This is a genomic window from Stenotrophomonas maltophilia, from assembly GCF_013464485.1.
GTDB lineage: Bacteria > Pseudomonadota > Gammaproteobacteria > Xanthomonadales > Xanthomonadaceae > Stenotrophomonas > Stenotrophomonas maltophilia_AW.
In genome coordinates this window covers 47,403-71,082 of sequence record NZ_RAUX01000038.1, presented here as the reverse complement: position 1 = coordinate 71,082, position 23,680 = coordinate 47,403, and the positions used below count along the sequence as shown (strand labels likewise).

The following is a 23,680-nucleotide window of genomic DNA, read 5'->3' as shown; positions in this document are numbered from 1 at the left end:
GCGGCCGGCACTACAATCAGTCCACGCAGATCGTGCTCTGTGCCTTGCCGTCATCAATGCGCTGGCGGCAACCGAAGTTCTGGCTGGCGTCGCGCTGGCAGGTACCGGTGGTTGCGCTACCGGCCACTCCTTCGCCGCTGGCCAGGCACTGGCCGGTGCAGTCGCTTTTGCGGCTGCAGGCCTTGCCGGCATCGGCATAGGGAATCACGCACTGCTCGCGCTGCAGCCGGCCCAGCCGCTGCAGGGTACCGCCAGCGGCCCGGCAATCAACGTCGCGCGCTTCCCTGTAAGCCTCGCTGGCTTCAGCAGTGACGCCCGTCGTGGGGGTGTCGGCAACCGTGGGCGAGCTGCTGCATGCGGCCAGCAACACGGCCAGGACAAGAACGGCACAGGAACGCAGGTGCATGTCGATACCCGCCACGGACACAGGGCATCCAGCATAACCAGGCAAGAGTGCACGCAACGTGTCAGCCCCCATTACGGTCCTCGTCGTCCTCCGATGCACCCAGCTGCTGCATCGGATCGGGAGTCAGCTCCGGCGGCAGCGCGCGCTTGGCCTTGCTGCCCAGTTCGGCAAGCCGGCGGGCGCGGTTGATGGCCGACTGGGGCGAGTCGATCAGGCGATTGCGCGCATCGGTGTAGGCCTTGGCAGCGTCGTCCAGCTTGGCACCCATGGCATTGAAGTCCTTCAGGAACCCGGTCAACGCATCCAGCACCAGACCGCCGGCCTCACTGATCTTCAGCGCCTGCTTCTGAACCTTGTCGCGCGTCCACAGGCGCTCGGCCACGCGAAGCAGCGCCATCAGGGTGTTGGGCGAGGCGAACACCACGCGGTTGTCGAAGGCGAACGCCTGCAGGCTGCCATCGGCGCCCAGCGCGGCCGACAAGGCGCCCTCGATGGGAACGAAGGCAATGGTGATGTCCAGCGTCTCGCTGCCCAGCGCCTTGGGATAGTTCTTCTCGCCCAGGTCCTTCACGTGCTGGCGCAACGCAACCGCGTGCCGGCGCAGCGCATCTTCGGACTGTTCCGGAGTGGCGGCATTCATGGCTTCCTGCCAGGCAATCAGGTTCACCTTGCTGTCGATCACCACGCTGCGCTCGTCGGGGAACTGCACCACCACGTCCGGCCGCAGGCGCGCGCCTTCGTCATCCACGGCATGCTTCTGGCGTTGGTAGTGCACCCCCTCTTCCAGACCCGATCCACGCAGTACGTTGTCGAGCATCAGCTCGCCCCAATCGCCGCGGACCCTGGCATTGCCCTTCAGCGCATTGGTCAGCGCCGATGCCTGCGCGGCCATGTCCTGGTTGAGCGTCTTCAGTTCACCCACCGCACCCAGCAGGCTGGCGCGCTGGCGCGCTTCCTCGCCATACAGGGTGTCGACGCGGGTGCGGAAATCCCCCAGCTTGTCGGCGAATGGCTTGAGCAGCCCCTCGATATCCGCACGCGACTGCACCGTCGCCTGCCGCACGTTCTTCTCGAACTGCTGCCCGCGTTCGTCGAACACCTTGCCTGCCAGTTCAGCGAAGGCGCCTGACAGCTTCTCCTTGGCGGTATCGAGATAGCTGCGCAGTTCAGCGCTGGCCCGTTCCGAGTGCTGCAGATTGGCCACTGCGCGGGCATGCTCACCATGCAGCTGCTGGTAGTGCTGCTGCGCCTGCTGCAGCTCGCTGCGGGTGTCCGCAAGCGCCGCGCGCGCCTGTGCCAGCGCCGCTTCTCGTTCGGCCAGTTGTGCTTCGCGACTGGCAGACAGCGCCGCTTCGCGCTCCACCCTGGCAGTCAACGTAGTGGTCGCCTGTGCGTGCTGCTGGCTGCGGCTCCGTTCGCCATCCAGTTCAGCGCTCACCGCATCGAGTCGGCCGCGAAGCTGGCCAGCATCGACCAGGGCGAGTCGGTGCTGTTCGCGCTCGCTGTCCAGCTGCCGCCGCAGATCTTCGGACGCGGGATTGCCGGAGGTGCGGCGCCACAGGAGCAACAGCGCCACCAGTGTCGCCAGCAGCAGGACCACTGCCAGGATCATGAGGACTTCAATGTTCATGCGGTCAGTTTAGCCCTGCTGCGCTAGGCTGGGTCGGCCCGATCAGGAAACGCGCATGATTGCTCTGTACGGAAAGCCCACCTCCATCAACGTGCGCAAAGTACTTTGGCTGGGCGCCGGGCTCGACCTGCCCCTGCACCATGAGCCAGCGCCGCCATCGGGGCTGCTGGCCTCACTGAACCCGAACCGGCAGGTGCCGGTGCTGCGCGATGGCGACTTCGTGCTGTGGGAATCCAACAGCATCTGCCGTTACCTGGCTACCCGTGCCGGTCGTGACGACCTGCTGCCCACCACGCCGCAGGCGCGCGCGCAGGTGGAGCAGTGGATGGACTGGCAGGCCAGCGATCTCAACAGTGCCTGGCGCCATGTGTTCATGGCCCGCGTGCGGCAGCACCCGGACTACCCGGATGACCCCCGCGCCGAGGCCAGCCTGGCGCAGTGGAACCGGTTGATGGTGGTCCTCGATGAGCAGCTGGCAGGCCGCGATGCCCACGTGGTGGGCGAACGCTTCACCCTCGCCGATATCGTACTGGGCCTGTCGACCCAGCGCTGGCGCAGCACACCAGGCAACAGACCCGCACTGCCGCATGTAGAGGCCTGGTTCGAGCGCCTGCGCCAGCAGCCCGGTTTCGCCGAACACGTCGACAACGGCGTGGCATGAGCCGTGGTTCCCGCAGCTGTTGGTAGCTGTCGACCTTGGTCGACACGGCTGATCCACGCCATGCATGGATGAAGCTCGGTAGAGCCGAGCCCATGCTCGGCTGACGCCCATGTGCGAACGGCAGCCGAGCGTGGGCTTGGCTCTACAGGAGCCTTACCAGCCTTCCAGCACGATCTTGCCCTTGGCGCGATGGCTTTCCAGCAGCGCGTGGGCGCGCCGCAGGTTGGCCGCGTCGATGCGGCCAAAGTGCTCGCCCAGGGTGGTCTGCAGCACACCGGCGTCGATCAGCTCGGACACCCGGTTCAGCAGATCGTGCTGGCGCTGCATGTCCGTGGTCCTGTACAGCGGCCGGGTGAACATCGATTCCCAGTGCAGCGACAGCGCCTTGCGCTTGAGTGCCATCACATCCACCTGGCCCGGATCGTCGATCAGGCCGAACTGGCCCTGCGGCGCCAGCAGTTCCACGATCTGCGCGTAGTGCTGGTCGGAATGGGTCAGGCTGGCCACGTGCTGTACCTCGCTGATACCCAGCCGTGCCAGGCCCTCGGCCAGCGGCAGGCTGTGGTCGATCACGTGATGCGCGCCCATTGCGTACGCCCAGTCCTGGGTATCCGGACGCGAGGCGGTGCCGATCACGGTCAGCTTGGTCAGCTTCCGCGCCAGCTGCACCAGGATCGAACCGACACCACCGGCAGCACCAATCACCAGCAGAGTCTGGCCTTCGCCGCCGCCCTCGGGGATGCGCAGGCGGTCGAACAGCAACTCCCAGGCAGTGATCGCGGTCAGCGGCAACGCTGCAGCAGCGGCATCATCGAGGCTGGCCGGCTTGCGGCCGACGCTGCGCTCGTCCACCAGCTGGTATTCGGCATTGCTGCCCGGGCGATCGATGACGCCGGCGTAGTAGACCGCATCGCCGGGCTGGAACAGGGTCACCTCGCTGCCCACCGCGTCGACGATGCCGACCGCATCCCAGCCCAGCACGCGCGGGCCATCGGTGGCCACGCCGCGACGGACCTTGGTGTCGACCGGGTTCACCGCCACCGCGCGCACCGCCACGCGCAGGTCACGCGGGCCGGGCTGCGGCAGCTCCAGTTCGATGTCGATCAGGGCCTGGGCATCATCGATCGGCAGGCCGGCTTGGGTGTAGGCAATGGCGCGCATGGTAGCGGTCCAGTGGGGAAGGAGGCGACAGGTTGCGCCGCACGCGCTCCCGCAGAAAGGCGCAGAATCGGGCAGCACTTTCACTCCGGCAATGAAGATGATCCGCTTCGACGACCTGCAGTTGTTCGTCCGCACCGCCGCGCTGGGCAGCTTCTCGCAGGCCGCGCGCGAGGCCGATCTGTTACCCGGCCAGGTCGCCGCCGCCGTAGCACGGCTGGAACGCGAGCTGGACCTGCGCCTGTTCGTGCGCACCACCCGCAGCCTGCGCCTGACCGGCGAGGGTGCACTGTACCTGCCGTATGCGCAGGAGGTGCTGGCCACCCTGCGCGAGGGCCAGGCGCGCGTGCAGGGCGAGGACACCGAGCTGCACGGCACCCTGCAGCTGTCGGCGCCGTCGGACTTCGGCCGTAACCTGCTGCTGCCTTGGCTCACCGCGTTCCGCGCAGCGCATCCGCGGCTGCGGCTGCACCTGCGCCTGTCCGACGAGGTGGCCGATGTGTTCCGCGATCCAGTCGATGTGGCGATCCGCATCGGCCACTTCGACGACGCCAACTACGTCGCCCTGCCCCTGCTCGAAGGCAATCGGCGCGTACTCGCGGCCTCGCCCGACTATCTGCAGCGGCGCGGCACGCCCACCCGCCTGGACGAGCTGCGTGAGCACGATTGTCTGGTCTACCAGCTCAGTGGCCGCGCCTACGATCGCTGGACGTTCGAGGTCGACGGGCGCCGCAGCGTGATTCCGGTGCATGGCCCGCTGGTCTGCGACGACGCCGATGTAGTGCGACGCTGGGCAGTGGCCGGTGAAGGCATCACCTACAAATCCTGGCTGGACCTGCGCGAAGACGTGCTGGCCGGGCGCCTGCAGCTGCTGCTGGATGGTGTTGGCAGCAGCATTCCGTTGCAGCTGGTATGCCCGCACCGCAAGCAGTTCTCGCCAGCGGTACGGCAACTGCACGCGCAGCTGCGCCAGCACCTGCAACCGCTGCTGTCTGGCATGCCCGACGGCCTCGGCGGCCCCCTGTCGCCAATCCCGGCACTGACCGACAATGGCGGCCCCCCGTAACAAGAGAACGCCGCCATGCCGTGGATGGGCATCCAGGACCTGTGGACGTTTCTGGTCGCCGTGCTGGTGTTCCTCGCCCTGCCCGGCCCCGGCACCTTCACCCTGCTGACCGCCACCGGTCGGGGCGGCGTGCGTGGTGGCTACACCGCACTGGCCGGCCTGCTGGTCGGCGACCAGATCCTGATGTGGCTGGCGCTGGCCGGCGTGGCCGCGCTGCTTAAGGCCAACCCGCTGGTGTTCCATGCCGTGCAGTACCTCGGCGCGGCCTATCTGGTGTGGGTAGGCATCAGCCTGTTGCGCACACCCAAGCACGAGGGCGGTGACGCCGGCCCGATCCGCATGCAGCCGGGTCGCTACTTCCAGCAGGCGATCCTGGTCAGCCTGCTCAACCCGAAGGCGATCCTGTTCTACATGGCCTTCCTGCCGCTGTTCATCGATCCGAAGGCGCACCAGGGCATCGCGACCTTCGCCGCCCTGGCCGGCATCATCCTGGTGGTCAGCATCGGCTACTGCTCGATGTTGATCGGCGTGGGCAACCTGGCCCGTCGCCGGTTGATCCAGCATCCGCGCATCAGCGATGCATTGCGCCGCGTGGCCGGCCTGTTCCTTGTCGGCTTCGGCATCCGACTGGGGTTGAACGGCTGAGCGCCCACTACCGCCCCGGCATGGATCGGGCGGCAACCGGGGGACAGCGCGCCGTTTTATGCCGATTCCGGCAGCCTCGCCGGGGCGCAGCGCGCGTCCCGCCATGCATGACCCCCATCAGTGGCAATGCTGCGCTGCGTTCGGTCACACTCGGGAACTTGTCGTTCTTAGTCACCCCTTCCGAGGCCTGCATGTCCCTGTTCCGGCGCAAGTCCCTAGATTCCGTCACCGTCCACGAAGCCGGCAGGCGCCTGATCCCGACGCTCAGCTGGCCGCACCTGATCGCGCTGGGCATCGGCGCCATCGTCGGTACCGGCATCTATACGCTGATCGGCGTGGGTGCCAACCTGGCCGGCCCGGCCGTGCTGATCTCCTTCGCCATTGCCGGTGCGGTCTGTGCCTGCGCCGCGCTGTCCTACGCCGAGCTGTCGACGATGATGCCGGCCGCCGGCAGTGCCTACACCTACAGCTACAGCGCGCTGGGCGAGGTATTCGCCTGGGTGGTGGGCTGGAGCCTGATCCTGGAGTACTCGCTGGTGGTGAGTACGGTGGCGGTGGGCTGGTCCGGCTACTTCGTCGGCTTCCTCGAGTGGGTCCACACCCAGTTCGGCTGGAACGTGCACCTGCCGGCCTGGCTGGCGGCCGGCCCGCACGTGGAAGGCGGCATGATCAACCTGCCCGCCATCGTCATCACCTGGCTGGTGGCCGGCATGCTGATGGCCGGCACCAAGGAAAGCGCCACCCTCAACGCCATCCTGGTGGTGTTCAAGCTGATCGCGCTGGCCATCTTCGTGGCCGTGGCGCTGCCGGCGTTCGACAGCAACAATCTGCAACCCTTCATGCCGTATGGCTTCGCCAAGTCGATCGGCCCCGATGGCGTCGAGCACGGCGTGATGGCAGCAGCGGCGATCATCTTCTTCGCCTTCTACGGCTTCGATGCGATTTCGACCGCCGCCGAGGAAACCAAGAACCCTGGCCGTGACCTGTCGATCGGCATCATCGGTTCGATGATCGGCTGCACCATCGTCTACGTGCTGGTGGCGCTGGCCGCCGTCGGTGCGATGAGCTACGCGGTGTTTGGCCACAGCGCCGAGCCGCTGGCCCTGATCATGCGCCAGCTGGGCCATCCGACGGCGGCGATGGTGATCGGCGTGATCGCGATCATCGCGTTGCCGACCGTGCTGCTGGCCTTCTTGTACGGCCAGAGCCGCATCTTCTTCGTGATGAGCCGCGATGGGCTGCTGCCGCGTCGCCTGTCCAAGGTCAATGCACGTACCGGCACGCCGGTGGCGACCACGCTGTTCACTGCGGTGGTGGTATCGGCGCTGGCCGGCGTGGCCCGGCTTGACGAGATCGCCGCCCTGGCCAACGCCGGTACCCTGGCCGCGTTCACTGCGGTGGGCATCTGCCTGGTAGTGCTGCGCCTGCGCGAGCCGAACCGCGAACGCACCTTCCGCACTCCGGCGGCCTTCGTGGTCGGCCCACTGGCCGCGCTGGGCTGCATCTATCTGTTCATCAGCCTGCCGCACAGCACCCAGCTGTACTTCCTGCTGTGGAACGTGGCCGGCTTGGTGCTGTACTTGCTGTACAGCCGCCGCCACGCGTTGATCGCGAGATAACCGGTTCACCGGTAGTGCCGGCCGCTGGCCGGCAACTCGCGTCCTGCTGATACGGGCAATGGCGGCCAACGGCCGGCACTATCGCAGGGCAGTCAACCGCCCTGCTTTGCCGCGTACTCCTGCGCCTGGCGCATCACCCGCAGCAGGTTGCCGCCCCAGATGCCGGCAATCTGCTTCTCGGTATAGCCCTTGCGCAGCAGCCAAGCGGTGATCTTCGGCAGCTGACTGACATCGGGCAGGTCACTCAGGCCACCACCACCATCCCAGTCCAGACCAATGCCCACGTGCTCGGGGCCGACCACCTTGAGGATGTGCTCGAAGTGGGCGAAGAAGTCGTCCAGACTAGCGTGCCGCATCGGGTGTTCATGGTCCAGCGCCTGCTCGGCCTTCAGCAGGGCAACGCCCTGCTCTATGCCCATGCCTTCCCAGCCACCCAGCTGCCTGCTCAGCGCTTCCTCCGCCTGTTTGCGCTCGGGCGTCTTTGCGGTGTCGATCAGGTAGCCGCCATAGGCATTCACCTGGATCACGCCACCGGCCTTGGCCAGCTTGCGCAGGCGCGCGTCATCCAGATTGCGCGGATGGTCGTAGACCGCCTTGGCCGAGCTGTGCGAGAGCACGAACGGCACCGGCATCATCGCCAGCAGGTCGTCGAACACCGCGTCGGACGCATGCGACTGGTCGATCACGATGCCCAGCTTCACTGCCTGCCGCACCAGATCCTTGCCCGCCGGGCTCAGGCCTTTCCACTCCGCACCCTTGGGATCGGTGGCCGAATCGGCGAACTCGTTGTTGGCGAAGTGCACGGCACTGAGCAGGCGCAGGCCGGCACGGTGATAGAACGAGAGCAGGCTGGGGTCTTCCACCAGCGGGCTGGCGTTTTCCATGCTGATGTAGACCACGCGCTTGCCGGCGGCCTTGATCCGCGCCGCGTCATCGGCGGTCAATGCCAGTGCGAAACGCTCGGGATTGGCGGCCAGCATTTCGCGGATCTCCAGCAGCCGCTGCAGGCCGTGGTCACGTTCGGCCAGATGTGCAGCGGCGCTGCGATCGCCTTGGTCGGTGTAGATCGCCCAGAAGCCACCGTCCAGCGCACCTTCAACCATGCGCGGGTAATCCACCTGTGACAGCGCGTTACGGTCGTGGCGCTGTTCGATGTCGAAGCCGCTGCGGCCGAAGTTGGCCGGCGTATCCAGATGGCTGTCGAGGGTGACCAGGCGCTGCTGCAGGGCCTTGGCGCGGGCCAGCTCCTGTGCGCTGAACTCGATGGCATGGGCCGACAGCGGCGCGCACAGCGCCAGGGCAAGCACGACGGACAGGTGGCGCAACGAAGGCATGGGCTCTCACCGGCATTGGGAAGAGCCCGACCATAGCGCTGCGGCCCGCAGATTTGTAGAGCCGAGCCCATGCTCGGCTGCCAGGCAGATCAGCCGAGCGTGGGCTCGGCTCTACAGCAGCAGACGGCTCAATCCACCACGCGGCAGAACACGGCCTTCAGGTAACGCGATTCCTGCACATGGGCCATGAACGGATGGTCCGGACCGGCGCCGGCCACCTTCAGGATCTGGATCGTGCGGCCGGAGAAGTACGCCGCGCGGCGCAGCATGTCCAGGAACTGGTCCTCGGCCACCAGGCCGGTGCACGAGAAGGTGGCGAACAGGCCGCCCGGCTTCACCACGCCCAGCGCCAGCTTGTTCATGTCCAGGTACTTCTTCAGCGCGGTGATCACCTGGTCGCGGTCGCGGGTCATCTTCGCCGGGTCCAGGATCACCACGTCGTACTGCTCGCCGCGGTTGGCGGCATCGCGCAGCCACGGGAAGATGTCGGACTGGATGAACTTCGGGCGCACGTTGTTCAGACGCGAATTGCCCTTGGCGATCTGGATGACGTCTTCATCGATGTCGATGCCGACCACTTCCGAAGCGCCACGCGCCGCCGCATACACGGCGAAACCGCCGGTGTTGCAGCACAGGTCCAGCACGCTCTTGCCTTCCACCTGCTGGCTCAACCACTCGCGGTTCTCGCGCTGGTCGGCGAAGAAGCCGGTCTTGTGCGCACCGGCCGGGTCGGCGCGGAACTTGATGCCGTACTCGGTGATCACCGACGCTTCGGTGGTGGTGTTGCCGTGGAAGTCGAAACTTTCCTGCTTCTGCACGTGCTCGTCGGCGAAGCTGTGGAAGCGGCAACCCGGGAACTGCTCGCGCAGGGCGTCATAGATCCACTCGCGATGGCGGAACATGCCGGCGGCGAAGAACTCGACCACCACCAGGTCGCCGTAGCGGTCGACCACCAGGCCGGACAGGCCGTCGCCTTCGCTGTGCACCACGCGCCAGGCGTCGGACACCGCGTCCAGCTTCAGCACCTCACGGCGCAGCGACACCGCCTGGGCGATCTTGCGCGAGAACCAGCCGGCATCGACCGGCACGTGCTGATCGGTTTCAAGGATGCGCACGGCAATGCGCGAATGCCCGTTGTAGAACCCGCGGCCGATGAACTCGCCCTCGATGCCGACCACGTCGACGATGGAACCGGGCTTTGGCCGGACGGTCGGCTTCTCGACCAGTTTCTGGAAGATCCACGGGTGGCTGGAACGCCACGCATTCTTGAGGCGGACAATCGGAAGGGGGGTATTCATCCACCTATTGTAAACCGGGCACCGGGGTCAGATCCCCGCAGCGGCTCTGACTTGGGCGGGCATGCCAACCAAGGTTGGCATCTACCAGAGCGGGGGCACGGAGCCCCGTTGGGGATCCGCCCCCAGTGCAGGGGCATTTGACGGCGGCCCGCCCAGACGGCAGAATCGGCGCCAGAAGGGGAGTAGCTCCCAGACGTTGTCGCCGTCATTTCGAGCCCGCAGGCTCCGGTGCAACGGCAGTTCCAGCCGACTGGAACTGCGAGCGAGACCTTCGCCGTACTGGCGAAGCTCTGTCCCTGGATCCCCCTCCCGATCCTCCGTTGCAGATCCTCGCCGTCCGGCCTGGCATTCATCTTTCCAACGGACATTTCCAATGCAGACGATCGGTAACGTGTGGTTGTGGGGCGGCTTCGCAGCGGTGGTGGTCATCGCCCTGCTGGTCGACCTCGTATTGATGCGCCATGGTGGACCGCACAAGGTCACCTTCAAGGAGGCCCTGTGGTGGTCGATCGGCTGGGTCGCGCTGGCCCTGCTGTTCAACGCCGGCCTCTGGTACTACCTGAATGAGACCGCCGGCCAGGTGGTCGCCAACAAGGTCGGCCTCGAGTTCCTGACCGGTTACCTGGTCGAGAAGGCGCTGGCGGTCGACAACATCTTCGTCTTCCTGATGATCATGAGCTACTTCGCGGTGCCGGAGGAGCAGCGACAGAAGGTGCTGATCATCGGCATCCTGGGTGCGATCGTGCTCCGTACGATCATGATCTTCGCCGGCAGCGTGCTGATCAGCCAGTTCCATTGGCTGCTCTACGTGTTCGGCGCCTTCCTGCTCTTCACTGGCTGGAAGATGTGGTTCGCCGCCGGCCAGGAGCCTGATCTGGAAACCAACCCGGCGCTGCGCTGGATGCGCAAGCACCTGCGCCTGCTGCCGGACTACGCCGGCAACGCGCTGAGCGTGAAGCGCGATGGCGTGCGCTGGTTCACCCCGCTGTTCGCGGTGCTGATCCTGATCGCGGTCACCGACGTGATCTTCGCCGTGGACAGCATTCCGGCGATCTTCGCGATCACCACCGACCCGTTCATCGTGCTCACCTCCAACGTGTTCGCGGTGCTGGGCCTGCGCGCGATGTTCTTCCTGCTGGCCGGCATGGCCGACCGCTTCCACCTGCTGCCGTACGGTCTGGCGCTGGTGCTGGGCTTCATCGGCATCAAGATGATGATCATCGACCTGTTCAAGATCCCGACCCCGGTGTCGCTGGGCGTGGTCGCGGTGATCATCGCCGCCACCGTGGTGCTGAGCCTGAAGTACCCGCCGAAGGAAGGCGAAGGCCAGGCCTGAGCCTGAACGGTTGAACGGCACGGCCGGTGGGATTGTCCCGCCGGCCGCTTCCACTCTCCCGCAGCGGTGGCCTTGGTTTCGCGCCAGCCACCGCCATTGCTGAGGTATGGACAACAACGCGCCCCTGCCCGCCGGCGACGTGCCGGCCCCCCGCAATGACCGCTCGCGCATCCTGCGGGCGTTCAATGTCAGCCTGGCCGCCGTGCTGGTGCTGGTGGCCGTGTTCGCCCTGCAGGGCTCCTTTGACTGGCGACCCTGGGCCGTGGCGCCACTGGAAGCAAAGGGCCTGCTCGGCCTGATCGGTGGCCCGATGCTGCATGCTTCGGTCGAGCACATCGCCGCCAACAGCATCGCCATCCTGATCCTGGGCACCCTGGCCGGCAGCGTGTATCCGAAAGCCACCGTACGCGCGCTGCCACTGCTATGGCTGGGCTCAGGACTCGGTGCGTGGATGCTGGGCAACCCCGGCAGCGTGCACCTGGGCGCCAGCGGCGTGACCCATGGCTTGATGTTCCTGCTGGCCAGCCTGGGCCTGCTGCGCCGCGACCGCGCGGCCATCGCCACTGGCCTGATCGGCATGCTGTTCTACGGCGGCATGCTGATGACCTTCCTGCCGCACGCCGACGGCGTGTCCTGGCAGTCGCACATGGGCGGCGCCTTCGCCGGCATCATTGCCGCGCTGCTGTTCCGCAACGCCGACCCGCTGCCGCCGCGCCAGCGCTACAGCTGGGAAGACGAAGAGGACGAGGTGGAGCCGCTGGCCGACGACGAGCTGGAGCCGCCGTCACCGCAGCGCGTGCCGGTGCTGTGGCAGCCGCGCGAAGGCCAGGACTACGTGGTGATCCCGTTCCGCCGCCCGGACGACCCGCGCGGTTGAAGGATCTGCAATGGGTGGGTGCCGACCTTGGTCGGCACGATCGCTCAGCCTTCATGACCTCTACCGTCGTGTGCCAACCAAGGTTGGCACCTACCAGAGCACGCCGTTACCTCTGGTAGCGCCGGGCCATGCCCGGCGGCATTGGCGGGTCAGTCCGCCGCATTCCCCGCCGCGCCCATTCCATCCACCGCCTGCCGGCCCAGCGCCGGGTCATCGGTGAAGAACGCATCGATGCCGGTGGCCAGGTAGGCACGCATTTCGGCGATCGATCCCTCGGCATTGCGCGCGTTGTCGGCGCCCTTGCGCAGGTTGCTGGCCTGGAAATGGTTCTCCGGGCGGAACGTGTACGGAATCACCATCAGCCCCACTGCGTGCGCATCGCGCACCAGGGAGGTCGGCGTGCCCAGTGCACCCTTGGCGTCCAGCGGAATGATCGAGCGCAGCTCCGGACCGATGCTGTCAGCGTAGCTGGCGATGTCCTTCAGCCCGGCCGGGGTCATCATCTGGGCGTAGGTCAGCTTTCCACCGGCCTTGGCGATGTCGGCCGGCTGGGTATCGCCCTTCCACAGCAGCTGCAGCAGGCGGATGTTGCTGCCGCGCGGGATCTTGCCGCGCAGGTAGCGCAGGTTGGCGGTCTCGAACGACTGGATGGTGACCGGGCCGACGTTGGTATAGGCGTTGCCACGCAGCGCGGCCAGTAGTTTGTCTTCCATCGGCAGGCTGATCGACTGGAAGTAGGTCGGGTGCTTGATCTCCGGCACCAGGCCGATGCCGCGGTTGGCGCGGCCGGCCTGCTGGACCAGGAAGGCCAGGATCTCGTCCAGGCTGGCGATGCGGAACTGGCCGTCGTAGGCGGTGCTGCGCAGTTCCGGCAGGCGCTCGCGGGCGTACAGGGTCTTCAGCTCGGCCAGGGTGAAGTCTTCGGTGAACCAGCCGTCGACCTTCTGCCCGTCGATGACCTTGCTGGTGCGGCGGCTGGCGAACTCTGGATGCGAGGCGACGTCGGTGGTGCCACCGATCTCGTTCTCGTGGCGGGCCACCATCACTCCGTCCTTGGTCATCACCAGGTCCGGTTCGATGTAGTCGGCGCCATCGGCGATGGCCTGCGCATAGGCCGCCAGGGTGTGCTCCGGCAACAGCGCGCTTGCGCCGCGGTGACCGTAGACCGACACCGTGTGCGCGGCCGGGGTGGAGGATTCAGCACTCATGGCCACCGATGGTGCCACGGCCAGCGACAACAGCAACGCACAACCCCACGACTTCACTGCGACTTCCCCAAGCGGTATGTGATGGGCGTCAGTATGCGGCGGCAATGTGACAGGTGGGGGAAGCCTGCACCTGTAGAGCCGAGCCCATGCTCGGCTGAGCGGTAGAACAGCCGAGCATGGGCTCGGCTCTACAGTTACTTGCCGATGCAGAAGCTGGAGAAGATCCTACCCAGCAGGTCGTCGGCACTCATCTGCCCGGTGATCTCGCCCAGCGCGTCATGCGCCAGGCGCAGTTCCTCGGCGGCCAGTTCCAGGTGCTCGTGCGCGAGCTCGCCATCGGCGCGTTGCGCATGTTCCTGCGCGCGCTCGATCGCATCTACGTGGCGGGTGCGCGCGGAGAACTCGCCGTCCACCTGCTCCCCTGCCCCGGCCGAGGCAATCGAACGCAGGCGCGCGTGCAGATCTTCCAGGCCGGCACCCGTCACAGCGGAGACGAACACGCGGTCCGGATCGTCCAGCGCCGGCAGCACATCGAGCAGATCCGACTTGTTGTGGATGTAGACCTTGTGCGGCACCGCCGCTACGGCATCACCCAGCGCGGCCTCACCGGCCGTCGGATCGCGCGCATCCAGCACGATCAGCGCCAGGTCGGTGCGCTCGATCTCCACATGGGCGCGGCGCATGCCTTCACGTTCGATGGCATCGCCGCCGTCGCGCAGGCCGGCCGTGTCGACCAGGGTCAGCTCCAGCCCGTCCAGGCGGATGGTCTCGCGCAGGGTGTCGCGGGTGGTGCCGGCGATGTCGGTAACGATGGCGCGTTCGCTGCCGGCCAGGGCATTCAACAGTGAACTCTTGCCGGCATTGGGTGGGCCGATCAGTACCGCGTGCAGGCCATCGCGCAGGCGGCGGCCGCGTTCTGCGTCCCGGCGCAGCAGGGCCAGATCACTGCGCGCCTGATCCAGTCCACGCCGCACCTGCGCACCACCGAGGGTATCCAGCGGTTCGTCGGCGAAGTCGATGGCCGCTTCCACGTGGATGCGCAGCAGCACCAGCTGCTCGACCACGGCGTCGATGCGCTTCGAGAACACGCCATCCAGCGAACGCCGTGCGGCGCGCGCGGCGCGGTTGTCGCCCGCGGCGATCAGGTCGGCGATGGCCTCGGCCTGGGCCAGGTCGAGCTTGCCGTTGAGGAAGGCGCGTTCGCTGAACTCGCCCGGCCGTGCCTGGCGCGCGCCCAGCGCGATGCAGCGCGCGACCAATTGCTGCAGCAGCACCGGGCTGCCATGGCCCTGCAGTTCCACCACTTCCTCGCCGGTGAAGCTGTTGGGCGCCGGGAACCACAGCACGATGCCATCGTCGATCACCTCGCCGTCAGCATCACGTAGGCGTGCATAGTGGGCATGGCGTGGGCGCAGCGTGGGCGCACCGAGCGCGGTGGCGATGGCGGCGGCACGCGGGCCCGAAAGGCGCAGCAGGCCGACACCGCCCGCGCCGGGCGCGCTGGCAATGGCGACGATGGTGTCAGTGCGAAAGGTATCGTCCATCGCTCAGAGCTTCTCCAGCTGCGTGCGTGCCTGCGCGGCACCGCTGCCCTGCGGCTGCAGTGCCAGGTAGGTGGTGTAGGCCTGCTTGGCCTTGGGTTTGTCGCCCGCGTTGAAGTAGGCATCGCCCAGGTTCAGATAGGCCACGGCACGCGAGGGGTCGATCTTCAGCGTGTTCTCCAGCCAGCGCGCGGCTTCGACGTAGCGCTGCTGGCGGTAATAGACAAAGCCGAGGTTGTTGGCGGCCTGGGCGAAGTCCGGGCGCAGCTTCAGCGCCTCGGTGAACTGCGCCACCGCCTCGTCGTACTGCTTCTCGCGGTACAGCTGCAGGCCACGGTCATTGGCCTGCTGCGCGCGCTGGCGATCCGACGCCGGGCCGGCGGTGGGCACCACCAGCTTGGCCTTGCCGCCCTGCAGGTCGGCCACGGTCACCGGTGCCTGGCTGCCCTTGGCTTCGCTGGCGGCCTCGACCTTGTTGTTCAGTGCGATCGCATCGGCGGTCAGCTGGCGCGTATCGGCATTGAGAAACTCCTGGCTGTCCGGCACCTGGAACACGAACTCGCCGCCCTGCGAACCGGGCAGGCTGCCGAAGGCCGGCGTCTGGTGCGAAACGGCCGAGACGGCCGGCGCCACGTAGGCGGCCAGCTCGGTACCGGTGATCAGGCCATCGCCGTTGAGGTCGCCCTTGCCGGCCAGCGCCTGCAGCAGCACCCACGTAAACACCGAATGGCCGTTCGGGCCGGCGTCGGCCACCTGCTGGTCGGCGCCGCCGGCGGTCAGCATCTGCCGCGCGCTGCGACGCGCGTTCTCGCGCAGGAACGACGACGACGAAGGGCCACCACGGGTCAGGCCCAGGCCGCTGTAGCAGGCATCCATCACGAACATCACGTGCTTGGCCTGCATGCTCTCGGCGATGTTCTGGATGTCGGTCATCGCGATGGCGTCGGTGGCGAATTCCTTCGGGTCCGAATCGACCGGGATGATGTAGCCGAGGTCACGTCCGGAGGCGAGCTGACGGGTGGCGCCATGGCCGGCGAAGAACACGAACACGCGGTCGTTCTTTCCGGTGCGGTCATCGGCCAGGCGGTCGTGGAAGGCGGCCAGGATGTTGTTGCGGGTGGCCTGCTCGTTCTTCAGCACGATCACCTGCGAGGACGGGAAGCCGAACTGCCCGGTCAGCGTGTCGGCCACCGCCTGCGCGTCATGGCTGGCGTATTCCAGCTTCGGCCACCTGGCGTAGTTGTCGATGCCGACCACGATCGCCCACGATTTTTCGTAGCCGGTGGTGACGGTGGCCGCACTGGCCTCGCCCTTGCGCGCACGGGCAACGGTGAACTCGCGGCCGTTCCAGCCAGCGAACTGGTAGCCATCGGCAATCAGGCGGTCGAGGATCTGCGGCAGCGCCTTCACCGCACGATCGTGGATGTCGTGGAACAGGATGATGCCGCGCTGTTCCTTGTTCACCTGGTCGAGCACGCGCTGCACGATCGACTCCGGGACCGGGTCGGCCCAGTCCATCGAATCGATGTTCCACATGATCGATTTCAGCCCGGCCTCGTTGAGCAGCTGCAGGCCTTCGGCGTTGCGCGCGCCATAGGGGAAGCGGAACAGCGGTGCACGCTTGCTGTCGACATCCTTCAACAGTGTGTCGGTATCCAGAACCTGCTGGCGCAGCGCCTCGCCGGTGGTGCGCGACAGCTGTGCGTGGGTCAGGCTGTGGTTGCCGACCGCATAGCCCTCCTCCATCAGGTTACGGCTGATCTTCGCCATCGGGCCCAGGCTGACCTTGCCATCGGCCTCGACCTTGCCCAGGTTTCGGCCCACTTCGAAGAACACGCCCGGCACGTCGTAGCGCTTGAGGATGGCCACCACTTCATCGGTGTAGGCCTTGTGCGGGCCATCGTCGAAGGTCAGCACCACGGTCTTGGCCGGCAGGTCGCGGCCGAAGATTTCGCGGTCGCTGTCCTTCATGGACATCGGGTACGGCTCGATCACGCCGTAGTCGCGCAGGATCGCTTCGCGGCTGTAGTCCTTGTGCAGGTGGGCGATGTAGTCGTCCCACTTCTCGCGCTTCAGCTCGATGGCGCGGGTGCGCTCGAAGCGGCTGAAGATGCGGGTCAGTTCCTGGTTGTAGTTGCGTTCGATCTCATCGAGCGCTTCCAGGTCCTCGCCGATGCGCTGGTGCAGCTTCACCGCCGGCAGCGAAGAGTCAGTGCCGACGCGCTCATGCAGATCGCGCAGCACTTCGCGGAAAGCCAGGCGGTCGGCGTCGAACAGTTCCGGCGCCGACTCGATGTAGTCCAGCACGGTGCCCAGCGTGGCGAAGCGCTGCGGACTGGCGCCGCGCAGCAACGTGTCGAACTGCGCGGCGATGGCCGTGCGCTGTTCCAGTCCATCGTGGAACAGCTGCTGGCCCACACGCGTGGAGGTGCCGCGGTCGACAGCCGACTGCTGGTCCTCGTCGGCCAGCAGCACGATGATCCGGCGGTACCCGTCGAGCTGCTTCTGCAACGCAGCCAGCAACGGTGCGGCGGCCGGATCGGCAGCCGCAGCCGCCTGCGCGCTGGGCTGGGTGACGGTGGTCGCCGGCACCTTCGCGTCCTTGTCACCACAGCCGGCAACGACCAGGGTGAACAGCAGCGACGGCAGGAACAGGCGGAACGACGACGCGCGCGGCATGGCGGACTCGGAAGTGGGAGGAACGGTGTGCGGGGAATTCTAACGCCGCATGCGAAAAGCCCGCCTTGCGGCGGGCTTCTTGCGGGTCGGTCAGGCCAGGAGCAGTCGACTAACAGTCGACTCTACCAAGCAGGTGACCTGCCGGTCGGCTTATTTTTTCTTGACCGGGGCCGGGGCGGTGGTGGCCGGGACCGGCTCGCCGCCATGGCGCTTGGTCATCCACCACTGCTGCAGCAGGCCCAGTCCGCCGTTGACCACCCAGTACAGGACCAGGCCGGACGGCATGAAGGCCATCATGACGCCGAACACCAGCGGCATGAACTGCATCATCTTCTGCTGCATCGGGTCCATGCCCGGTGCCGGGGTCAGCTTCTGGGTGAACCACATCACCGCCACGTTGATCACCGGCAGGATGAAGTACGGGTCGCGTGCGGTCAGGTCCTGGATCCAGCCCAGCCACGGCGCCTGTCGCAGCTCGACCGATTCCACCAGCACCCAGTACAGGGCGAAGAAGATCGGCATCTGGATGAGGATCGGCAGGCAGCCGCCCATCGGATTGATCTTTTCCTTCTTGTACAGCTCCATCATCGCGGTCTGGAACTTCTGGCGGTCATCGCCATAGCGCTCCTTCAACTGCGCGATGCGCGGCTGGAAGCGACGCATCTTGGCGCCGCTCTTGTACTGAACGGCCGACAGCGGATACAGCACCAGCTTCAGCAGCACCACCAGGCCCACGATCGCCCAACCCCAGTTGCCGACCAGCTTGTGCACCTGGTTCAGCACCCAGAACAGGCCCTGGCCGATCACCGCCATCATCGAGAAGCGGCTGTAGTCCACCACGCGGTCCAGGCCCGGCACGTCTTCCTTTGCGATCAGGTTGACCAGCTTCGGGCCCACCCAAAGGCGTGCCTCGGTGCTGGTCGACTGGCCGGGAGCGACGGTGAAGGCCGGGCCACGCGCTTCGATCAGGTCACGACCGGCCACCTGCGACAGCACGTAGTGCGCGGTCTGGTCCTTCTGCGGGATCCAGGCGGTGAAGAAGTGGTGCTGCAGCATCGCCAGCCAGCCGCCGGTGATGTTCTGGTTCAGCGTGCCGTCTTCCAGGTAGTCCTTGAACGCACGACGCTGGTACTTCTTGTCGTTGTCGTACCAGGTGGCACCGTTGAAGCTGAAGGAATCCGGGTTGGTCATGCTCCGCGACAGGATGGTCGGGGTGCGGTCCAGGGTGCGGTAGACGTAGCCGTTCCACGGCGCAGCGCCGGCATTGCTGACTTCGTCCTTGAAGCGCACGGCATACTCGTTGCGCGAGACAGTCAGGGTGCGCTTGATGGTCACGCCGTTGTCGGCGGTCCACACGAATGGGATCTGCAGTTCGTTCTGGCCCTTGGCCAGCACGAAGTCCTTGGTGTCACCGACCAGCTTGAAGCCGTCGGCGCCCGGCACCGGGGTGTTCTTGTCTTCGCTGGCCCAGCCACTGATCGCGCTGTACGGATGCGCGGGGTCTTCGGTCAGCAGGCGGACCGGCGGGCTGCCTTCGTCCTTGGTCTGCGGGAACTGCAGCAGCTCGGCGTCCAGCACGCGGCCGCCGTCGAGCACCAGGCGCAGCACGTCGGTGGTGACGGTCACGCGCTGGCTGGCCGGGGTGGCACTGGCCTGGGCCTGCACGGCAGCCTGGCCCGGGGCGCCCGGCACCTGGGCGTTGGGGATGGCGCCCGGGGTCGCACCCGGAACACTCTGTGCGGCAGCCGGGGCCGACGTGGTCGTCGGTGCCGGGGTCGGAGCAGCCTTTTCACGGCTCCACTCCATCCACAGCAGCACGGCCACCATCAGCCAGGCAAAAATGAGGAATACGCGGGTCTGGTTCATCAGCGGACAGGCTCGGCGGGGCCGGGACGCGATGCCGGCTCGGTCAAAGAAGGAGTTGCGATGCCATCAGGCGGCGGCATTGTGCCGTCCACGCCCGGCGCGGGCAATGCACGCAGGCGACGCAGCAGGCGCAGGAAGGCCTGGCGGATCTCGTCGTTGCTGGCGGAACGCGCAGCACTACGGGCCACGACGACGAAGTCGCCTGGCTGGATGTCGGTACGTGTCTGACGCAGGGTGTCGCGCAGGACGCGCTTGATCCGGTTACGCCCGACGGCGTTCGGATCAACCTTGCGGGAAACCGCCAGACCCAGCCTGGCCGGCCGGTCAGCCGGCAGCCAGTGCAGGGTCATCAGCGGATCGGACACACGGCGGGCGCCGTTGAAGACCGTTGAATATTCGGCACGCGTGCGAACCCGCGCAGAGCGAGGGAATCGCTTGCGCGGGTCTGCAGTATTCACTGTCGAAGGGATTGCGTCTGCCGCGATGTGCGGCATGGCAATCAGGCGCTCAGGACTTTGCGGCCCTTGGCGCGGCGACGCGACAGGATCTTGCGGCCGTCAGCGGTCTTCATACGGGCACGGAAGCCGTGGTCGCGCTTACGCTTGAGGTTGCTGGGCTGGTAGGTGCGCTTCGTGGCCATTGGGGGCCTCTCGTATGAATGGGACGGAAAGAACCGGAAATTCTAGAGAGGTCTCCCCCCTCACGTCAACCCCTTGGAGCTACGCGAATTCACCGGGCTGTGCAATAGCTGTGGATGTTTTTGTGAATAAGTAGGGGACAAGCATTCCGAAGGCGGGCGCTCGGTGGTAGTCTGAGCCATCCATTTCCCCCCTTTCCGGCCTGTGTTTGGGCGCCTTGTCGCGTCCATGCCCCGGCCACCGGACGATTATTGCTGATGGATGCTTGGTCCCGTAGTCTCGAGCGCCTCGAAGCGGAGTTCCCGCCGGAAGACGTTCATACCTGGTTGAAGCCGCTGCAGGCCGATCTGCGCGTGGACAGCCTGGTGCTGTATGCACCGAATGCCTTCATCGTCGACCAGGTTCGTGAGCTGTACCTGGCACGGATCCGTGAACTGCTGGCGCACTTCGCCGGTTTCAGCGACGTTTTTCTTGAAATCGGCTCGCGCCCGCGCCCCGTGGAGGCGCAGAACACGCCGGTTTCCACGCCGTCGGCGCACGTTTCCAGCGAACCGCAGGTGCCGTTCGCCGGCAACCTGGACAACCACTACACCTTCGCCAACTTCGTCGAGGGCCGCAGCAACCAGCTGGGCCTGGCCGCCGCCTTCCAGGCGGCGCAGAAACCGGGCGACCGCGCGCACAACCCGTTGCTGCTGTATGGGGGCACCGGCCTGGGCAAGACCCACCTGATGTTCGCTGCCGGCAACGCCATGCGCCAGGTCAATCCTGGCGCCAAGGTGCTGTACCTGCGCTCGGAACAGTTCTTCAGCGCAATGATCCGGGCCCTGCAGGAAAAGACCATGGATCAGTTCAAGCGCCAGTTCCAGCAGGTGGACGCGCTGCTGATCGATGACATCCAGTTCTTCGCCGGCAAGGACCGCACCCAGGAAGAGTTCTTCCACACCTTCAACGCGCTGTTCGATGGCAAGCAGCAGATCATCCTGACCTGTGACCGCTATCCGCGCGAAGTCGAGGGCCTGGAAGCGCGCCTGAAGTCGCGGCTTGCCTGGGGCCTGTCGGTCGCGATCGAACCGCCGGACTTCGAGACCCGCGCCGCGATCGTGCTGGCCAAGGCGCGCGAACGCGGTGCCGAGATTCCCGATGATGTTGCGTTCCTGATCGCCAAGAAGATGCGCTCCAACGTGCGCGACCTCGAGGGCGCGCTCAATACCCTGACCGCCCGCGCCAATTTCACCGGCCGCGCGATCACCACCGAATTCGCCCAGGAAACCCTGCGCGACCTGCTGCGTGCCCAGCAGCAGGCGATCAGCATTCCCAACATCCAGAAAACCGTGGCCGACTACTACGGGCTGCAGATCAAGGATCTGCTGTCCAAGCGCCGGACCCGTTCGCTTGCCCGCCCGCGCCAGGTCGCCATGGCCCTGACCAAGGAACTGACCGAGCACAGCCTGCCCGAGATCGGCGATGCCTTTGCCGGTCGCGATCACACCACGGTGCTGCATGCCTGCCGTCAGATCCGCACCCTGATGGAAACCGACGGCAAGCTCCGCGAGGACTGGGACAAGCTGATCCGGAAGCTGAGCGAATGATGCACGGATGCCGATGAGGCGTCATCGCACAAAACGGTGCAGAATCCGGTAGCAAGCGCGGGACACGTTGTGGATAAAAAGGGCGTTTGAAATCGCGCCAATTTTATCCACAGCTTTCCCCACCCCCTGGGGGTCGGTAATACAGAGGGTTTCGAGGTCTGAAATTCTTTTATTTACAAAGACTTAGCGTTGTTTTCCAGCGATTCTGTCTCTACCAGCACCACCAAGCTTTTGATTTATTCCACATTTTTTAAAGCATAGGGGCACGGAACCACATGCGTTTCACACTGCAGCGCGAAGCCTTTCTCAAGCCGTTGGCACAGGTCGTCAACGTGGTCGAACGCCGCCAGACCCTTCCGGTTCTGGCCAATTTCCTGGTCCAGGTGCAGAACGGCCAGCTGTCGCTGACCGGTACCGACCTGGAAGTGGAGATGGTGTCGCGGATCGCGGTTGAAGACGCCCAGGACGGCGAAACCACCATTCCCGCCCGTAAGCTGTTCGAGATCATCCGCGCCCTGCCAGACGGCAGCCGGATCACCGTCTCGCAGACCGGTGACAAGATCACCGTGCAGGCCGGTCGCAGCCGCTTCACCCTGGCCACCCTGCCGTCCAACGACTTCCCGTCGGTGGACGAAGTGGAAGCCACCGAGCGCGTGGCCATCGGCGAAGCGACCCTGAAGGAACTGATCGAACGCACCGCGTTCGCGATGGCCCAGCAGGACGTGCGCTACTACCTCAACGGCCTGCTGTTCGACCTGCGCGGTGATGCACTGCGCACCGTCGCTACCGACGGCCATCGCCTGGCCCTGTGTGAAACCGACCTGGCCAAGCCCAGCGGTTCCAAGCGCCAGATCATCGTGCCGCGCAAGGGTGTGACCGAGCTGCAGCGCCTGCTGGAAAGCGGCGATCGCGAGATCGAGCTGGAAGTCGGTCGCAGCCACGTCCGCGTCAAGCGCGACGATGTCACCTTCACCTCGAAGCTGATCGACGGCCGTTTCCCGGATTACGAAGCGGTGATTCCGATCGGTGCCGACCGCGAAGTGAAGGTGGATCGCGAAGCACTGCGCGCCTCGCTGCAGCGTGCCGCAATCCTGTCCAACGAGAAGTACCGCGGCATCCGCGTGGAAGTCTCTCCGGGCAACCTGAAGATCAGCGCGCACAACCCGGAACAGGAAGAGGCCCAGGAAGAGATCGAGGCCGATACCACGGTCAGCGATCTGGCCATCGGCTTCAACGTGAACTATCTGCTGGATGCCCTGTCCGCACTGCGCGACGAGGAAGTCATCATCCAGCTGCGCGATTCCAACTCCTCGGCGCTGGTGCGTGAATCCAGCAGTGAGAAGTCGCGTCACGTGGTCATGCCGCTGCGTCTCTGACAACAGCGCTGTTCCACGTGGAACCGAAAGACGCCCGGGATCTTCCCGGGCGTTTTTTTGTTTCACGTGGAGCATTGAATCGGGTTGTCGAGCAGCCTTCGCTTGGAGGGACGTCATCCTCATCGTTGGTCCCCTTCTTTCGCTCTGCCTTCAGCACCATTCATGGCGAGCGTTGGGACCAGCGATTGCAGCCAATGTTCGCTGACGCATCACGTTCGATCGGAAGCACCTGCACCTGGAATGTCAACGCGGGTGCATTCGGCCAGATCTGACTGGATTGACCAAGCGGAGCGCCGCTGATGCCGCGATCCCTGCTGCTTCTGCAAACGACTCTGTCCACAGGACCGATTTGGGGCAGATCGGGCCAAGCCTAGCTTCTAAATCTGGGTATAAATCTAAAGCATGGTGGTGATGGTAGGGCCAGATCTCGTGGAAAAACCGGTTATCTTTATGATTTTAAAGGAATTTATGCGGCTGAAACCCCCTGTATAGAGGCCCCCCAGGCTGGGGGGGAACCTGTGGATAGTTTTAAGAGGCAGGCATAAGGCCTTTTTTATCCACAAATTGCCCATACCTTGTGTATAAGTCATACAGACCCTCTGTGGACAGCGTGAAACGAAGGGGGGGAATTCTTTGAAATCTGTGGAACCCTCCGGGACACTGGATTGCAGATTTGAAGGAATCCGCGGGGTCATCCGACCAGCATCCCTGCCGAAGCTCGCACTCACGCCGGTGCAAAGGCTCTGAAATCGT

19 protein-coding genes are annotated in these 23,680 nt (G+C 65.7%); 8 read left to right on the top strand and 11 right to left on the bottom strand.

The genetic code is table 11. The annotated features are described in order from the left end of the window. Positions 1-16: 16 nt before the first annotated feature. Together D7Y61_RS17355 and D7Y61_RS17350 are read right to left on the bottom strand one after the other, a co-directional pair. Entirely contained in the window at positions 17-406 is a 390-nt protein-coding gene (locus D7Y61_RS17355; RefSeq protein WP_180868084.1) for a hypothetical protein, read from the bottom strand. 61 nt (positions 407-467) lie between these two features. After that, a complete protein-coding gene (locus D7Y61_RS17350; RefSeq protein WP_180868082.1) occupies positions 468-2,036 on the bottom strand; it encodes a DNA recombination protein RmuC in 1,569 nt (522 codons plus the stop codon). Positions 2,037-2,091: 55 nt separating this feature from the next. On the opposite strand from D7Y61_RS17350, the gene D7Y61_RS17345 reads away from it, so the two are divergent. Then, complete coding sequence (locus tag D7Y61_RS17345; protein WP_180868080.1) at positions 2,092-2,697, top strand: glutathione S-transferase family protein; 606 nt, start codon at positions 2,092-2,094, stop codon at positions 2,695-2,697. A 153-nt stretch (positions 2,698-2,850) separates the two neighbouring features. Here D7Y61_RS17345 and D7Y61_RS17340 read toward each other — a convergent pair whose 3' ends face one another. Further along, positions 2,851-3,858: a zinc-binding alcohol dehydrogenase family protein gene (locus D7Y61_RS17340; RefSeq protein ID WP_180868079.1), complete on the bottom strand. Its 1,008-nt coding sequence runs from the start codon at positions 3,856-3,858 to the stop codon at positions 2,851-2,853. A gap of 91 nt (positions 3,859-3,949) precedes the next feature. Here D7Y61_RS17340 and D7Y61_RS17335 point away from each other — a divergent pair, with 91 nt between their 5' ends. The 3 genes from D7Y61_RS17335 to D7Y61_RS17325 all read left to right on the top strand — a co-directional run bounded on the left by D7Y61_RS17335 (position 3,950) and on the right by D7Y61_RS17325 (position 7,185). Beyond that, positions 3,950-4,921, top strand: a complete 972-nt coding sequence (locus D7Y61_RS17335) for a LysR family transcriptional regulator (RefSeq protein ID WP_180868077.1) — start codon at positions 3,950-3,952, stop codon at positions 4,919-4,921. A gap of 15 nt (positions 4,922-4,936) precedes the next feature. Then, positions 4,937-5,566: a leucine efflux protein LeuE gene (leuE, locus tag D7Y61_RS17330; protein WP_010487461.1), complete on the top strand. Its 630-nt coding sequence runs from the start codon at positions 4,937-4,939 to the stop codon at positions 5,564-5,566. 191 nt (positions 5,567-5,757) lie between these two features. Further along, positions 5,758-7,185 (top strand): amino acid permease, encoded by a 1,428-nt coding sequence (locus D7Y61_RS17325; RefSeq protein WP_180868075.1) that lies wholly within the window; start codon positions 5,758-5,760, stop codon positions 7,183-7,185. 92 nt (positions 7,186-7,277) lie between these two features. On the opposite strand, the gene D7Y61_RS17320 is transcribed toward D7Y61_RS17325, so the two are convergent. Together D7Y61_RS17320 and D7Y61_RS17315 are read right to left on the bottom strand one after the other, a co-directional pair. Further along, positions 7,278-8,519, bottom strand: a complete 1,242-nt coding sequence (locus D7Y61_RS17320; RefSeq protein WP_180868073.1) for a dipeptidase — start codon at positions 8,517-8,519, stop codon at positions 7,278-7,280. Between the two features lie 128 nt (positions 8,520-8,647). Then, on the bottom strand, positions 8,648-9,817 hold the full coding sequence (locus D7Y61_RS17315) for a class I SAM-dependent rRNA methyltransferase (protein ID WP_180868071.1): 1,170 nt from the start codon (positions 9,815-9,817) through the stop codon (positions 8,648-8,650). Between the two features lie 373 nt (positions 9,818-10,190). Between D7Y61_RS17315 and D7Y61_RS17310 the strand changes: the two genes are divergently transcribed. Continuing rightward, positions 10,191-11,153, top strand: a complete 963-nt coding sequence (locus tag D7Y61_RS17310) for a TerC family protein (protein ID WP_010487446.1) — start codon at positions 10,191-10,193, stop codon at positions 11,151-11,153. A gap of 106 nt (positions 11,154-11,259) precedes the next feature. Then, complete coding sequence (locus D7Y61_RS17305) at positions 11,260-12,030, top strand: rhomboid family intramembrane serine protease (RefSeq protein WP_180868069.1); 771 nt, start codon at positions 11,260-11,262, stop codon at positions 12,028-12,030. Between the two features lie 149 nt (positions 12,031-12,179). On the opposite strand, the gene D7Y61_RS17300 is transcribed toward D7Y61_RS17305, so the two are convergent. From D7Y61_RS17300 to rpmH, 6 genes are all read right to left on the bottom strand, one after another. After that, on the bottom strand, positions 12,180-13,295 hold the full coding sequence (locus tag D7Y61_RS17300) for a glycerophosphodiester phosphodiesterase family protein (protein ID WP_180868063.1): 1,116 nt from the start codon (positions 13,293-13,295) through the stop codon (positions 12,180-12,182). Between the two features lie 137 nt (positions 13,296-13,432). Next, positions 13,433-14,782 (bottom strand): tRNA uridine-5-carboxymethylaminomethyl(34) synthesis GTPase MnmE, encoded by a 1,350-nt coding sequence (gene mnmE / locus D7Y61_RS17295; protein ID WP_180868061.1) that lies wholly within the window; start codon positions 14,780-14,782, stop codon positions 13,433-13,435. 3 nt (positions 14,783-14,785) lie between these two features. Next, entirely contained in the window at positions 14,786-17,458 is a 2,673-nt protein-coding gene (locus D7Y61_RS17290; protein WP_180868059.1) for a polysaccharide deacetylase family protein, read from the bottom strand. A gap of 150 nt (positions 17,459-17,608) precedes the next feature. Further along, positions 17,609-19,324 carry a membrane protein insertase YidC gene (gene yidC, locus D7Y61_RS17285; RefSeq protein ID WP_180868058.1) on the bottom strand — a complete coding sequence of 572 codons (1,716 nt, stop codon included), beginning with the start codon at positions 19,322-19,324 and terminating at the stop codon, positions 17,609-17,611. Next, a complete protein-coding gene (gene rnpA / locus D7Y61_RS17280; protein ID WP_180868056.1) occupies positions 19,324-19,818 on the bottom strand; it encodes a ribonuclease P protein component in 495 nt (164 codons plus the stop codon). The genes yidC and rnpA overlap by 1 nt, the downstream gene beginning before the upstream one ends. Positions 19,819-19,823: 5 nt before the next feature. Beyond that, on the bottom strand, positions 19,824-19,964 hold the full coding sequence (gene rpmH / locus D7Y61_RS17275) for a 50S ribosomal protein L34 (protein WP_005411729.1): 141 nt from the start codon (positions 19,962-19,964) through the stop codon (positions 19,824-19,826). Positions 19,965-20,219: 255 nt separating this feature from the next. Between rpmH and dnaA the strand changes: the two genes are divergently transcribed. Together dnaA and dnaN are read left to right on the top strand one after the other, a co-directional pair. Further along, positions 20,220-21,551, top strand: a complete 1,332-nt coding sequence (gene dnaA / locus D7Y61_RS17270; protein ID WP_180868055.1) for a chromosomal replication initiator protein DnaA — start codon at positions 20,220-20,222, stop codon at positions 21,549-21,551. Positions 21,552-21,826: 275 nt separating this feature from the next. Further along, entirely contained in the window at positions 21,827-22,927 is a 1,101-nt protein-coding gene (dnaN, locus tag D7Y61_RS17265; RefSeq protein WP_005411731.1) for a DNA polymerase III subunit beta, read from the top strand. The last annotated feature ends 753 nt before the right edge of the window (positions 22,928-23,680 follow it).